Source organism: Alicyclobacillus fructus, assembly GCF_017329605.1.
Classification (GTDB): Bacteria; Bacillota; Bacilli; order Alicyclobacillales; family Alicyclobacillaceae; genus Alicyclobacillus; species Alicyclobacillus fructus.
Genome location: NZ_JAFMTY010000008.1, coordinates 1 through 13,853, shown reverse-complemented (window position 1 = coordinate 13,853; position 13,853 = coordinate 1). Strand labels below are relative to the sequence as shown.

General features: G+C 64.5%; 14 protein-coding genes and 2 pseudogenes. 11 read left to right on the top strand and 5 right to left on the bottom strand.

The window, feature by feature from the left end; translation table 11 throughout:
* The first annotated feature begins 1 nt into the window (after position 1).
* From J3481_RS05560 to J3481_RS05545, 4 genes are all read left to right on the top strand, one after another.
* On the top strand, positions 2-1,444 hold the full coding sequence (locus J3481_RS05560) for an NAD-dependent succinate-semialdehyde dehydrogenase (RefSeq protein WP_206830338.1): 1,443 nt from the start codon (positions 2-4) through the stop codon (positions 1,442-1,444).
* Between the two features lie 102 nt (positions 1,445-1,546).
* Positions 1,547-2,320 carry an enoyl-CoA hydratase-related protein gene (locus J3481_RS05555; protein WP_206830339.1) on the top strand — a complete coding sequence of 258 codons (774 nt, stop codon included), beginning with the start codon at positions 1,547-1,549 and terminating at the stop codon, positions 2,318-2,320.
* A 42-nt stretch (positions 2,321-2,362) separates the two neighbouring features.
* Positions 2,363-3,559, top strand: a complete 1,197-nt coding sequence (locus tag J3481_RS05550; protein WP_206830340.1) for a thiolase family protein — start codon at positions 2,363-2,365, stop codon at positions 3,557-3,559.
* A 169-nt stretch (positions 3,560-3,728) separates the two neighbouring features.
* Positions 3,729-5,045: a DNA recombination protein RmuC gene (locus J3481_RS05545; RefSeq protein ID WP_206830341.1), complete on the top strand. Its 1,317-nt coding sequence runs from the start codon at positions 3,729-3,731 to the stop codon at positions 5,043-5,045.
* A gap of 38 nt (positions 5,046-5,083) precedes the next feature.
* Here J3481_RS05545 and J3481_RS05540 read toward each other — a convergent pair whose 3' ends face one another.
* The 3 genes from J3481_RS05540 to J3481_RS05530 all read right to left on the bottom strand — a co-directional run bounded on the left by J3481_RS05540 (position 5,084) and on the right by J3481_RS05530 (position 6,462).
* Entirely contained in the window at positions 5,084-5,284 is a 201-nt protein-coding gene (locus J3481_RS05540; RefSeq protein WP_083515940.1) for a YjzC family protein, read from the bottom strand.
* A gap of 66 nt (positions 5,285-5,350) precedes the next feature.
* Positions 5,351-6,025 (bottom strand): LrgB family protein, encoded by a 675-nt coding sequence (locus J3481_RS05535; RefSeq protein ID WP_206830343.1) that lies wholly within the window; start codon positions 6,023-6,025, stop codon positions 5,351-5,353.
* Complete coding sequence (locus J3481_RS05530; RefSeq protein ID WP_206830344.1) at positions 6,022-6,462, bottom strand: CidA/LrgA family protein; 441 nt, start codon at positions 6,460-6,462, stop codon at positions 6,022-6,024. The genes J3481_RS05535 and J3481_RS05530 overlap by 4 nt, the downstream gene beginning before the upstream one ends.
* Positions 6,463-6,600: 138 nt before the next feature.
* Between J3481_RS05530 and J3481_RS14820 the strand changes: the two are divergent.
* Positions 6,601-6,756, top strand: a pseudogene (locus J3481_RS14820) (LysR family transcriptional regulator); the annotation flags it as partial.
* Between the two features lie 54 nt (positions 6,757-6,810).
* Positions 6,811-7,467, top strand: a complete 657-nt coding sequence (locus J3481_RS05525) for a LysR family substrate-binding domain-containing protein (protein WP_236011273.1) — start codon at positions 6,811-6,813, stop codon at positions 7,465-7,467.
* Positions 7,468-7,505: 38 nt separating this feature from the next.
* Here the strand turns inward: J3481_RS05525 and J3481_RS05520 are convergent, their stop codons facing one another.
* Together J3481_RS05520 and J3481_RS05515 are read right to left on the bottom strand one after the other, a co-directional pair.
* Positions 7,506-7,979, bottom strand: coding sequence for a PaaI family thioesterase (locus J3481_RS05520; protein ID WP_206830346.1), 474 nt, complete (start codon positions 7,977-7,979; stop codon positions 7,506-7,508).
* 2 nt (positions 7,980-7,981) lie between these two features.
* Positions 7,982-8,632: an FMN-binding negative transcriptional regulator gene (locus J3481_RS05515; RefSeq protein ID WP_206830347.1), complete on the bottom strand. Its 651-nt coding sequence runs from the start codon at positions 8,630-8,632 to the stop codon at positions 7,982-7,984.
* 107 nt (positions 8,633-8,739) lie between these two features.
* Here J3481_RS05515 and hisC point away from each other — a divergent pair, with 107 nt between their 5' ends.
* The 5 genes and pseudogenes from hisC to J3481_RS05490 all read left to right on the top strand — a co-directional run.
* Positions 8,740-9,891 (top strand): histidinol-phosphate transaminase, encoded by a 1,152-nt coding sequence (gene hisC / locus J3481_RS05510; protein ID WP_206830348.1) that lies wholly within the window; start codon positions 8,740-8,742, stop codon positions 9,889-9,891.
* A gap of 12 nt (positions 9,892-9,903) precedes the next feature.
* Positions 9,904-11,016 (top strand): pyruvate dehydrogenase (acetyl-transferring) E1 component subunit alpha, encoded by a 1,113-nt coding sequence (pdhA, locus tag J3481_RS05505; RefSeq protein ID WP_206830349.1) that lies wholly within the window; start codon positions 9,904-9,906, stop codon positions 11,014-11,016.
* Positions 11,013-11,996 carry an alpha-ketoacid dehydrogenase subunit beta gene (locus J3481_RS05500; protein ID WP_206830350.1) on the top strand — a complete coding sequence of 328 codons (984 nt, stop codon included), beginning with the start codon at positions 11,013-11,015 and terminating at the stop codon, positions 11,994-11,996. The genes pdhA and J3481_RS05500 overlap by 4 nt, the downstream gene beginning before the upstream one ends.
* A 14-nt stretch (positions 11,997-12,010) precedes the next feature.
* On the top strand, positions 12,011-13,327 hold the full coding sequence (locus tag J3481_RS05495; protein ID WP_206830351.1) for a dihydrolipoamide acetyltransferase family protein: 1,317 nt from the start codon (positions 12,011-12,013) through the stop codon (positions 13,325-13,327).
* 12 nt (positions 13,328-13,339) lie between these two features.
* A pseudogene (locus tag J3481_RS05490) lies at positions 13,340-13,756 on the top strand (enoyl-CoA hydratase-related protein); the annotation flags it as partial.
* Between the last annotated feature and the right edge of the window lie 97 nt (positions 13,757-13,853).

Sequence of the window (13,853 nt, the reverse complement as noted above, 5' to 3'; positions counted from 1 at the left end):
CATGACGGACATCAAGAAGATGTACATCGGCGGGGAATGGGTGGATTCGATTTCGGGCGAATCGCTGGAGGTGAAAAATCCTGCCACCGGCGAGGTGGTGGGGCGCGCGGCGTTTGGCGACGATCGCGACGCGCTTCGCGCCATCGACGCGGCGCACGCGGCGTTTCCGGAATGGAGCCGGCTTCTGGCCAGGGAGCGGTCGCGTTATCTGTACCGGCTGTACGAACTGGTATTTCAACACCGAAACGAGCTCGCGGAACTCGTATCAGCGGAAATGGGCAAGCCCATCCGCGAGGCGAAGGGCGAGGTCGTCGGTTCGGCCGATTACTTCCTGTGGTACGCGGAAGAGGCGAAGCGGGTCTACGGCGAGACCATTCCGTCGAGCTTCCCCAACAAGCGGATCCTCGTGCATCGGCAACCGGTGGGCGTCGTCGCGGCCATCACGCCGTGGAACTTCCCGGTGAACATGGTCGCCCGCAAAATCGCCCCGGCGCTCGCGGCGGGCTGCACCGTGGTGCTGAAGCCGGCCGAGGCGACGCCGCTGTCCGCCATCCGGCTGTTCGAGCTCATCCACGAGGCGGGCTTTCCGCCTGGCGTGGTCAATCTCGTCGTTGGACAACCCGAGAAGGTGGGTCAGGCGTTCCTGCAGAGCCCGAAGGTGGCCAAAATCGCCTTTACAGGCAGCACGCGCGTCGGCAAGCTGCTCATGGCCGGCGCGGCGGAGCACGTCAAGCGCGTGAGCCTCGAGCTCGGCGGTCACGCGCCGACGCTGGTGTTTGCCGACGCTGACCTCGATCTCGCCGTCAAGGGCGTGTTCGAGAGCAAGTTCCGAAACACGGGTCAGATGTGCATCTGCACGAACCGCCTGTATGTCGAGCGGTCCATCGCGGACGCGTTCGTCGAGCGGCTCGTGGAACGCGTGCGGAAGGCCAAGGTGGGAGATGGCAGGAATCCAGAGGTCGAAGTGGGCCCCATCATTAACGAGCGCGGCCTCGAGAAGGTGATGAGCCACATCGAGGACGCGAAGGCGAAGGGGGCCTCCGTCGCCTGCGGCGGCCGGCGATTGGCGGAGGGAGACTACGCCAAGGGCTACTTCGTCGAGCCAACGGTTCTCACCGACGTTCGGCCGGGCATGCGGGTCTTGGAGGAAGAGACCTTCGGCCCAGTGCTCCCCGTGGCGGTCTTCGACACCGAGGACGAGGCCATCCGCCTCGCGAACGACTCGCCTTACGGGCTTGCGGCATATGTGTATACGCGCGATCTCGGCCGCGCCGTTCGAGTGGCCGAAGCGCTGGAGTTCGGCATCGTGGGCGTGAACGACGGGGCGCCGGTGCAGACGCAGGCTCCCTTCGGCGGCTTCAAGGAAAGCGGCCTTGGGCGCGAGGGCGGCCATCACGCGATGGACGAGTTCCTCGAAATCAAACACATTTCGCTCGCGTGGTGAGTTGCAGAGGGCGGGGAAGCTGCACGGGGCGCCGTGCAGCTTCTAGCCGCTCGTGTGCCTTTGCGCTATGATGAAACGAAAGAGAGAAGGGAGCATCGGCGCATGCATGAAAGCGTTCGCGTGGAAAAGCAGGGGGCAGTGATGATCGTCACCCTGAATCGCCCCGAAAAGGTGAACGCCCTGACTCGGCAGACGCTGTTCGCGCTGCGGGAGGCGTTTCAGGTTGCGGGAGAAGACGACGGCGTTCGCTCGGTCCTCCTCACCGGCGCGGGCCGCGGCTTCTGCGCGGGTCAGGATCTCGATCTCGGCGGCGGAGATGACGACTACGCCAAGGTCATCCGCGAGACGTACAATCCGCTCATTTTGACCATGAACCATCTCGAGAAACCCATCCTCTGCGCCATCAACGGTGTCGCCGCCGGCGCCGGCGTCAGTCTCGCGCTCGCCTGCGATCTCCGCATCGCCTCCGAGTCCGCCACGTTCATTCAGGCTTTTGTGAATATTGGCCTCATCCCTGATTCCGGCGGAACCTGGTTCCTCCCGCGCATCGTCGGGCTCGGCCGCGCGATGGAACTCGCGATGTTGGGCGATCGCGTCGATGCCTCGCGCGCCTACGACATGGGCCTTGTGAACCGGGTCGTCCCGGCCGACAAGCTGATGGAAGAAGCCATGGCCTTCGCCGAGCGGTTGGCGTCGCTGCCGACCCGCGCCATTGGCCTCATCAAGCGCGCGCATTACGAGGGCATGGAGCAGAGCCTGGCTCAGTCGCTGGAACTCGAGGCGGTGCTGCAGAAGGAGGCCGGCCAGACGGAAGACCATCGCGAGGGCGTGCGGGCGTTTTTGGAGAAGCGGCCGCCGCGCTTTCAGGGCCGTTAAGCCCTGGCCTCGCCGTATTTCCTAGATGAAAGGGGATTTCGCATGCGAAACGTATGGATCGTGGAGTACGTGCGCACGCCCATCGGCAAGCAGGGCGGCGCGCTGAAGCGCGTTCGTCCGGACGATCTCGCCGCTCACGTGTTGAAGCACGTCTGTGAGCGCGCCGAGATCGAACCCGGAGATGTCGAGGAGGTGTTCATGGGCTGCGCCAATCAGGCGGGCGAGGACAACCGGAATGTCGCGCGCATGGCGGTTCTCATCGCGGGCTTTCCGGAGCACGTTCCGGGTGTCACCGTCAACCGACTGTGCGCCTCCGGCCTCGAGGCGGTGAACCAGGCCGCCAAGGCGATTGCGCTCGGCGAGATCGACATCGCGATTGCGGGCGGCGTCGAGAGCATGACCCGCGCGCCGCTCGTGTTCCCGAAGCCGGAGATGGAGTACGTGCGCGGCAATCAGATCATGTGGGACACGACGCTCGGCTGGCGCATGCCCAATCCGCGCTTTCCCTATCCGCTGGACAGCATGGGGGAGACGGCGGAGAACGTGGCCGAACAATTCGGCATCTCCCGCGAGGAGCAGGACGCCTTCGCGCTCGCGAGCCAGCAGAAGGCGGCGAAGGCACAGGCGGAAGGGATCTTCGCCGAAGAAATTGTGCCCGTGGTGGTCGCGGATCGGAAGCACGAGACCGTCGTGGATCGCGACGAGCATCTGCGTCCCGACACCACGATGGAGGCACTCGCGAAGCTGAAGCCCGCCTTCCGAGAGGGCGGCACCGTGACCGCCGGCAACTCGTCGGGCATCAACGATGGCGCGGCGGCGCTTTTGCTTGTGTCGGAGGAGAAGGGGCGTGAGCTCGGCCTCAGGCCGCTCGCGCGCTGGGTGGCGAGCGCCACGGCGGGGGTCAACCCGCGCATCATGGGAATTGGGCCCGTCTATGCGGTTCGGAAGTTGCTTGCGCGGACGGGGGTGAGCGTCGACGAGATCGACTGGGTGGAACTGAACGAGGCGTTTGCGGCGCAGTCGGTGGCCTGTATCCGGGAACTGGGGCTCGATCCGGCAAAGGTCAATCCCCACGGCGGCGCCATCGCGCTTGGCCATCCGCTGGGTTGCTCAGGCGCGCGCCTCGCGGGAACCTTGGCGAAGCATCTTTCGCGCACGGGGGCGAGGTATGGAATCGCAACGCTGTGCGTCGGCGTGGGCCAAGGGGTGGCCACGCTCCTTGAGCGAGTGGACGACTGAACGAGGCCACAGGCACCTCACCCGACCGCTTCTCGACACATGGCGATGTCGCAGCCGCTTGAAGCGCGAGCTACAATAGGCGAAGACCCGAAAACGGCCTCCGGCCGGGAGGGACCTGTCTCCCGCGCGACGCGAGGCCGTTTCGGATCAGGAGAAGGAGGCGGGGCGCTTGAACGCGTGGGTATTGGTGTTCACGGGGCTCAATTTCGTGGCCCTCGTGTGGCTCATCGCGCGCTTTGAGAGGATGGCCAGATCTTCGCGTCACCACGACGAGTCGGAGACGTGGGCGCGCCTCGAGGCCCATGAGCGGGCGCTGAGAGACCTGCGGATGGAGGTTTCCCACGCCCTGCAGGCGCAGAGCCAAGCCTTGATGAGCGCGCAGGCGGAAGCGGCGCGCAGCCTTGCACAGACGCTGTCTCTGCAACATCAGAATCTGATTCATGCGCTTCGGGAGTGGAACGAGAAGGACTGGGCGCAGCTCGAGTCGTTCAGTCAGCGATTCAGCGAATGGGCGCAGCACACGGCGAAGCAACTCGAGGCCATGCGGGAGACGGTCGAGCGCAGGCTTCAGTATCTGCAGGAGGAGAACCGCAAAGAGCTGGAGCGCATGCGCGCGACGGTGGACGAAAAACTGCATCAGACCCTCGAGCGGCGCCTCGGCGAGTCGTTCCAGCTTGTGAGTCAGCGCCTGGAGCAGGTGCATCAGGGGCTCGGCGAGATGCAGTCGCTCGCCGCCGGTGTCGGCGACTTGAAGCGCGTGCTATCTAATGTGAAGGCGCGAGGCATTCTCGGCGAAGTGCAGTTGGATGCGCTGCTTGAGCAGATCTTGAGTCCTGAACAGTATGCGCGAAACGTGGCCGTCAAACCGGGCTCGGACGAGCGGGTGGATTTCGCCATTCGCCTGCCCGGGCGCGAGGGGGACGATCCCGTCTGGCTGCCCATCGACGCGAAGTTTCCGCTGGAGGACTACCAGCGGCTCGTCGAAGCGCAGGACTCGGGCGATCAGGCCCGGTTCCTCGAAGCGGCGAAGGCGCTCGAAGCGCGCATTCGCGACGAGGCAAAGTCCATCCGCCAGAAGTACATCGCGCCGCCTCACACCACGGAATTCGCCCTTTTGTTTCTCCCGATGGAGGGGCTCTTTGCCGAGGTTTTGCGCAGAAGCGGCCTGTGGGAGGCGCTGTCCCGCGAGTACCGCGTGCTTGTGACAGGGCCGACAACCCTTGCCGCGCTTCTCAACAGCCTGCAGATGGGGTTTCGCACGCTCGCGATTCAGAAGCGCTCGAGCGAGGTGTGGCAGTTGCTGGGCGCCATTCGAACGGAATTCGGCAAGTTCGGCGAACTGCTCGCGCGCACGCGCAAGAAGCTCGAAGAGGCGTCCAACGCCATCGACCGCGCCGCGACGCGATCGCGCCAAATTGAGCGCAAGCTTGTGGCGGTCGAGGCGCAACCCGAACTTCCGGACGCGTCCTGGGAAGAAGAGGTTTGACAAAGACAGCACAGGCCAGGGAGCCTGTGCTGTTTCGATCAGTGCTTGTGACTCGTCTTGATGCGGCGCCACTTGCGGTCGTCGTTGGTCGTCTCAGGGAACCGCTCGCCCTTGTGGAGGTATACGCGCTTCGGATGATGCAGATCCTCGCTGTCGGGATGCGCGCCCACCTCGATGTAGACGCCGTTGTTCGGGGCCTTGTACCCCGGCGTGAATTCGGATCGCTCGCCCACGGCCATCACCTCAGGCGATAGCATGCCCGCGCCGGGTGGAGCGATGCGCGGGGTCTTTTTCCTCCGCCGTCGTCAACCGAGCGCGTTGACAAGCGGCGGGGCGAGCGCGAGCGTGATGAAGGCGGCGACGATCATCGCGAGGCTGGAACAGGTGCCTTCCATCGCGCCGTATTCGAATGCTCGCGCCGTGCCAATGCCGTGCGATCCCATGCCGAAAAGCGCGCCGCGCGCCACGGGGGATTGCAGGCGCAGCAGGCGCAGAAGCCACGGCCCGACGATCACGCCCGTGATCCCGGTCAGAATGACGAATACGGCGGTCAGCGTGGGGATGCCGCCAATGGCCTGCGAGATGTCCATGGCGATGGGCGTGGTGACCGATCTCGGCGCGACGCTCGTCACCACGATGTGATTCAGGCGCAACAGCCTGGCCAGAAGAACCGAACCGGTGATCCCCGTCGCGGATCCAAACGTCAGACTGAGCAGAAACTCAGGCCAGTGCGCTTTAAGGACCGGAAAGTGCCGGTACAGCGGCACCGCGAAGGCCACGGTCGCAGGTCCGAGGAACGCCGTCAGCCAGCGAGCGGACATGTCGTACGCCGCGTAGGAGATGTGCGCGATTCGCAATAAGGCCACGATCGCGACGAGCGACGTGATCATCGGGTTGAGCCACACCACGTGCACCCGACGATAGAGCCACTTGCACGCCGCGTAGCAGGCGAGTGTCAGAAGGATACCCAGCACCCTCACGACGCATTCACCTCGTTCGGTTCGGTCCGCGCGTCATTCGCCTGGCGGTTGCGCACGCGCCACACCAGTTCGGCCACGCTTCCGGTGACGGTCATCACGAGCGCGGTGCCTACCACCACGACGGCCATGACCTTCAGACCATCCTGCTTCATGAGATGCGCATACGCCATGACGCCTACGGACGAAGGAATAAAGAACAGGAGCAGTTCGCGAATCAGAAAATCCGCTCCGCGCTCAAGCCAGGACAGCTTCACCACCCCCGACTTGAGCAGCAAGAAGACGAGCAGAACACCCACGATGCTTCCGGGGACAGAAAGGTGTAACCATCGCACCGCGGCGTTGCACAGCGCTGTCATTCCGTACAGTACCGCGATTTGCACGGCGGTGAACCCAGCTTGCTTCAGCCTCGATGCTTCTAGGACGGATCGCACACGCATCCCTCCTACATTTCCATTCTTTCCTGCGTTCAGCATACGCCATGGCCATTGAGACGTCTAATATATAATTGTTTTGAAATTGATACGAGTGATGAATCAAAAACGGAGGAGTGAAGATCGACGGAACTTCGTCAGCTCGAGTACTTTGTGGCGGTAGCGGAAGAACTTCATTTTGGGAGGGCAGCCAAGCGCCTGGGCATGACGCAGCCTCCCCTCAGTCAGCAAATTCAAAAGCTTGAAGACGAAATCGGCGTGACCCTGTTGGAAAGGACCAACCGGCGCGTGCAGCTGACGCACGCCGGGCGCGTGCTGCTTGAGGAAGCGCGGAAGGTCATCGGGCAGGTGGAGATGGCGGTGCGGGCGGCGAGAAGTGCGGCACAGGGAAGGATCGGCCGATTGTCCGTGGCTTTTGTGGGATCGGCGACCTACGGATGGCTGCCGGAGGTCATCCGGGCTTATCAGGAACGTCACCCCGACGTCGAACTCGTGCTGCGGGAGATGTCCACGCCGATGCAGGTGGAGGCGCTGATCGCGGGCGAAGTGGACATTGGCGTCCTCCGCCTGCCGGCGCAACATCCCGATTTGCACGTCCGCCTTGTGGAGCGCGACGCCTGTGTGGCCGTGGTGCCAAGCGCTCACCCGCTCGCGGCGCGATCGTCCCTCTTCCTCGTGGAACTGGCGGATGAGCCGTTTGTGTTGGTCTCGCGCGCGATTTGGCCGGGGCTGTACGACGGGTTCATCACGCTTGCGCGCACGCTGGGCTTTGAGCCAAGGGTGCGCCTTGAAGTTACCGAGGTGCAGACGGCCGTCGGATTGGTCGCGGCCGGCCTTGGCGTGAGCATTGTGCCGAGCGCCACGGAGCGCGTGCACCGCCGGGAAGTCCGTTACCTTCACATGGATGGGCAATCGCCGACGGTCGAACTGGGCGTGGCGTGGCGCAGGGGCGATACGTCGCCTTTGGTGGCCTCGTTTCTCGAACTGGCCGAAGCCCTGCACCCCTGGTGAGGATGCCGCAATCCGCGGCGAAGAGGCTTCATCCCACGTCAGGATCGCATGGTGTCGGGAACCATCACCACCACCGCCCGCGCCTCGACGCACAGGGTATCGCCCGCATAGACCTGAGTCTCGATCACGGCCTTGCGGGTTGTCACCTCAGCCACGCGGCCCACAGCGCGCAAGGTGCAACCCATGGGCGTCGGCTTGCGGTATTCCACGTGGAGGGATGCGGTCACGCAGCGCGGCACGGGCGTCCCATCCCCCAATTCGCCCCCTCGGGCTCGGAGTAGGGCGAGCGCGCCGGAACCGGTGCTGTGGCAATCCACCAGGCAGGCCAGGTAGCCGCCGTAGACAAAGCCGGGAATGGCCGTGTGGACGGTCTCCGGCGCGGCCTCAGTCACCGTGAGGTCGCCATCCCAGCGCGTGCGAAAGTGGTGCCCGCGTTCGTTCAGACGACCGCACCCGTAACACCAGGCGAAGTCGTCGGGATAGTGGTCCTGAACGTAAGGAGATACGCACATCTTCAGCCAGCCCCTTTCGGTGTGGTGTCTGTCTCGCGGCCGGGATCGCCCGCGAGGCTCAGGCGGCGCATCCAAGCGGCGACGCGGCGGGCCTCAGCGTCACCCAGCGATTCAAGCGCTTCCACGACACGCGCCCGCGCCTCGATGGGTTTGTTCTGGCTCAGCTTCGCCGCCGCCTCGATGCGCTCGATGTCGATGCGAAACGCCACGATTCCGCGCATCAGGCTGCGATAGTAGGGGCGGTCGCGATCGGCGGGCAGAGCCGACTGGGGATCATAGGCCAGAATGAGCCGTTGCAGGAGGTCGGCGACGGCTTCCTCGTCCTCGATGACTTGCGCGCGGCCGTACACGTGGACGGCGATGTAGTTCCACGTCGGCACCTGATTCGGCAGTCCGTACCAGGCAGGCGAGACATACGCGTGCGGACCTTGGAAGACAGCGAGGCACTCGCCGTTGTCGAGATGCTCAGCCTGGGGATTGGCCCGAGCCAAGTGACCATACAGCGCGGATTCGGCCGGATAGTAGACGAGCGGCACGTGGGTCGCCAGCAGGTCGCCGTCTTTTGCGGTGACGAGCATCGCAAAACTGTGTTCGCGAAGCAGGGTTTCGATGATCCGTGCGTCGTTCAGTCGAAAAGATCCCGGGATGTACATGAGCCACCTCCGAGCAGACGGGCCGATGAAAGGTCCCGCGATCTTCAGAATAACACAGAATGGAAGACTCGCCTCCATTCTCTCTTGACATTCTCGGCGGGTCTGGTATGCTTACGATAGTCAAGCAAGCGCTTGTTTTGGTCAAACCGGAGGTGTCGTCGGTGGGGACGGGATGGATCGCGGCGCGCGGCTCGCTTGCCCAGGTCGGCCGCTACGTGCCGGGCAAGCCGATGGAGGAGGTCCAACGGGAACTCGGGCTGTCGCATGTGATCAAGCTGGCTTCCAATGAAAACGCTTACGGATGTTCGCCGAAGGCTGTGTCGGCCGTGGCCGAGGAGATGGCGCGGGCAGCGCTGTACCCGGAGTCGAGCCCACCTGCGCTCGCCGAGAAGCTCTCGGCGAAACTCGGCGTGCGTGAAGATCGGCTGATCTTTGGCAACGGATCTGACGAGATCATCGGCCTCTTGACGCGCGCATACCTCGAGCCGGGCGACGAAGTGGTGATGGCCGATCCGACCTTCACGCGCTATGAGCAAAACGTCGCGATCGAAGGCGGCGTGTCTGTCAAAGTCCCGTGTCGAGACGGCGTGCACGATCTCGACGCGATGCTTGGCGCCGTGACGACGCGCACCAAGCTCGTGTTTGTGTGCAATCCGAACAATCCCACGGGCACGATGGTCGGCGCGGAAGCGCTACGCCGATTCATCGAGCGGGTTCCGACCAACGTGATGGTCGTGGTCGACGAAGCGTATTACGAGTACGTGACGTCGGAGGACTATTTGCAGACGATTCCCATGCTCGACGCGCACCCGAACCTCGTCGTGCTTCGCACGTTCAGCAAAATCTACGGTCTCGCGGGCCTGCGCATCGGGTACGCCGTGGTGCACCCGGACGTGGCATCGGTACTACACAAGGTAAGAGGGCCCTTCAACACCAATCGGCTGGCGCAGGTGGCTGCGCTCGCGTCCCTCGACGACACGGAGTTCGTCGCGATGTGCCGCGAACAGAACGCCAGAGAACGAGATCGCGTGTCGCAGGCGCTGGCCGACCTCGGCCTTCGCGTGTATCCGTCGCAGACGAACTTCCTTCTGTTTGAAGTCCCCGGATCCGGCGCGGCCATCGCCGAACGGCTTCTCCGCCAGGGCGTGATCGTGCGCGCCGGCGAAGGTCTCGGCGCTCCCGGCACGGTGCGGGTATCGCTGGGAAGGCCGGAGGAGAACGACGCGTTTCTTCGCGCATTGACACATTCGCTCCAATGAGGAGGTCTTGGCATGTTGGCAGAACATGATCGAGCCGAACGGCTCATGGAGATCGCCAAGGCGGAAGGCTTGTACGAGGAAATTCATCTCCTGAGGGAGGACGGGACGCTGGCCGGGCCGGTGGACGACATCCCGCCCGAGATCATGGTGGCGATGTACCGGCACATGGTATTCGCTCGCGCGTTCGATCGCAAGGCCATCGCGCTTCAGCGGCAGGGCCGGATCGGCACCTATGCGCCGTTTGAAGGGCAGGAGGCGGCGCAGGTCGCGAGCGCCATGGCACTCGCGCCGGAGGACTTTGTGTTTCCGTCGTATCGCGATCACGCCGCGACGATGGTGCTTGGGCAATCGCCCGCGAACGTGCTCCTCTACTGGTCCGGGCGCGTGGAGGGCATCAAAAGCCCGGCAGGCCGTCACATCCTTCCTCCGAGCGTCCCGATTGCCACGCACGTGCTGCACGCCGTCGGCGCGGCTTGGGCGAGCCGGCACCGGAAGGAGCAGGCCGTCAGCATCGCGTACTTCGGCGACGGGGCGACGAGCGAGGGCGACTTCCACGAGGCGCTCAACTTCGCGGGCGTCTTCCACCTGCCGGTCATCTTCTTCTGCCAGAACAACGGTTATGCCATCAGTGTGCCGTTCTCTCGCCAATCCGCATCTCGCACCATCGCGCAGCGCGCGATTGCGTACGACATCTTGGGCGTGCGCGTGGACGGCAACGACGCGTTCGCCGTGTACCGCGCGGTGAAGGAGGCCCGATCGCGCGCGCTGCACGGTCTGGGGCCGACGCTCATTGAGGCGGTGACCTTCCGCATGGGCGCGCACACGACGGCGGACGATCCGACGCGCTACCGCGATCAGAAGGCGGTCGTCGAGGCGTGGCAAAAGCGGGATCCGATTGTGCGCCTGCGCCTCTATCTGGAGGCACAGCGGCTTTGGTCGGAATCGGACGAGGCGAAGCTGCAGGACGAGGTGAAGGCGCGCGTCGAGGCCGCGGTGGAGGAGGCGCTCTCCATCTCGCCGCCCGATATGGAGATGATGTTCGATCACGTCTACGCGCAGGAGCCGTGGCATCTCGCCGCCCAGCGCGAGGAGTATCGCAGGACCCGCGAGGGGGTGTCGATATGAGCAGAATGCTGAACCTAGTCCAGGCCATCAACGAGGCGTTGGACCTCAAACTTGCGGACGATCCTCGCGTTGTGCTCCTCGGCGAGGACATCGGCAAAAACGGCGGGGTGTTTCGCGCGACGGACGGGCTTCTCGAGAAGTACGGGGAAGAGCGCGTGATCGACACGCCGCTCGCGGAGTCGGCCATCCTCGGCACCTCGGTCGGAATGGCGGTGAACGGGCTCATTCCGGTGCCGGAAATTCAGTTTTTGGCCTTCATCTTCCCTGCGCTGGACCAACTGTTGTCGCACGTGGCGCGGATGCGCTACCGCTCGCAGGGGCAGTTCCCGGTGCCCATGACCATTCGCACGCCGTACGGCGCGGGCATTCACGGGCCAGAGTTGCACGCGGAAAGCGTGGAGACCTTCTTCGCGCACACCCCGGGACTCAAGGTCGTGGTCCCGAGCGGTCCGTACGACGCCAAGGGGCTGCTCATCTCGGCCATCGAGGATCCGGACCCGGTCGTGTTTTTGGAGCCCACGAAGCTGTACCGCGCGTTTCGCGAGGAGGTTCCCGAAGGGCTCTACCGGGTGCCCATCGGCAAGGCCAAGCGGGTGCGGGAAGGCGAGGACGTGTCCATCTTCGCGTGGGGGTCCATGCTGCGCACGGCGCTCAAGGTGGCGGAGGCCATCGAGCGCGAACGGGGATGGACGTGCGACGTGATCGACCTGCGCACGCTGTATCCGCTCGATCGCGACGCCATTGTGGAATCGGTGCAGAAGACGGGGCGCGCGGTGGTGGTGCACGAGGCGCACAAGACCGCGGGGCTCGGCGCGGAAATTGTGTCGCTCATCAACGAAGAGGCGCTTCTCTACCTGCGGGCTCCGGTGAAGCGCGTGGCCGGATTTGACGTTCCGGTTCCGTTCTTTGCGCTGGAAGACGAGTACATGCCGACGGAAGCGCGGATCCGCGCGGGAATTGAAGAGACCATCACGTTCTGAGGCGGGATACGGATATGGAATTCAAACTGGCGGACATCAGTGAGGGCATTCACGAGGGCGAGATCCTGCGCTGGCTGGTGAAAGAGGGCGATCCGGTGGAGCAGGATGCGCCGCTCGTGGAGGTGCAGACGGACAAGGTGGCGGCGGAGCTTCCGTCTCCGGTTGCGGGCGTGATCGAGCGAATTCTCGCGCGCGAGGGCCAGGTGGTGCCCGTGGGCACGGTGCTCGCCGTCATCCGAGAGGCTGGCGCGGAAGGCGCGGGCCGGTACGCCGCGGGAGCCGATCCAGGCGAGCGGACGGCACGGCCGGCGAAGCCCGCGACAGACTCGCAGCGCGAGGAGCAGGCGATCCGCGAGGAAGCGGCACCCAAGGCGAGCGAATCTGCACATGCGAGCGGCAAGCGGCGGGCGCTCGCGACGCCGCACGTGCGCGCCCTGGCTCGCAAGCTCGGCGTGGACATCGACGAGATCGCAGGGACGGGCCCTGTGGGCAGGGTGACGGAAGAGGACGTGCGGCGGTTTGCGGAAGGCGGACGCAAGCCTATGGCGCAAACGCAGGCGCACGAGGAAGTCGCCTCCGAGCGACCGCAAGCCGGATCGCGCACCCCTGAGACCGCGGCGTCCGGCGAGCCTGTGGAGCAGGTTCCGCTGCGCGGGTTGCGGCGGCGGATCGCGGAACACATGGTGCAGGCCAAGCGAGTCATCCCACACGCCACGCACATCGACGAGGTGGAGATGGATGGCATCGAGGCGCTGCGGGAGCGGTTGCGGCCGTATGCCGAGGCCCGCGGCGTGAAGTTGACGTCGCTCGCGTTCTTCGTGAAGGCGGTGTCGATCGCGCTCAAGGAGTTTCCGTACGTCAACGCTTCCGTGGATGAGGCCCAGGAGCACGTGCTCCTCAGGCGCTATTACCACATCGGGATTGCCGTCGACACGGAGCAGGGCCTCATCGTGCCGGTCGTCAAACACGCCGATCAGAAGTCGGTGTTCGAGATTGCCAAAGAGGTGTCCGATCTCGCTCGGCGCGCGCGTGAAAATCGCCTGTCGTTGGACGAGATCACCGGCAGCACCTTTACGATTTCGAACGCCGGCGCGGTTGGCGGGCTTTACGCCACGCCCATCATCAACTATCCCGAGTCGGCGATTCTTGGCATTCACAAAATGGAACCCAGGCCCGTGGTGCGCAACAACGAGATTGTCATCCGCAACATCGCGCACGTCTCGCTTTCGTTCGATCACCGCATTATCGACGGCGGCATGGCCATCCGGTTCACGAACCGCGTGCGCGAGCTCCTGGAGGATCCGGATCGGCTGTGGGCAGAACTGCGCTGAGGAGGTGGCCTCGTGGCGTATCTGTCGATTCACGACGATGGCCCCGTGCGCGTGGTGCGCATCGATCGCGACGAACGGCTGAACGCGCTCAATCTCGCCCTTGTGGATGAACTCGTGGCGGCGCTGGAGGCGGCGGATGCAAAGCCGCAGGTGCGCGCCATCGTGCTCACCGGCGGCGAGAAGGCTTTTGCGGCGGGCGCGGACATCGCGGAGATGGCGGATGCCACCGCCATCGACATGAAGCTTCGCGATCAGTTTCGCGTGTGGGACCGAATCCGGGGCGTGCACAAGCCCGTGATCGCTGCCGTGCGGGGCTTTGCCCTGGGCGGCGGGTGTGAGCTCGCCCTGGCCTGCGATCTCGTCATTGCGGGAGAGAGCGCCAAGTTTGGCCAGCCCGAGGTGAAGCTGGGCCTCATGCCCGGCGCGGGCTGTTTTGCGCAAGTCAAAAGTGCAGAATAGCGACGCGGATTTGTGCATAGGCATGGTTCGCAGGAATCTTATGACGACGTCGCTTCCGAAAGCGCGT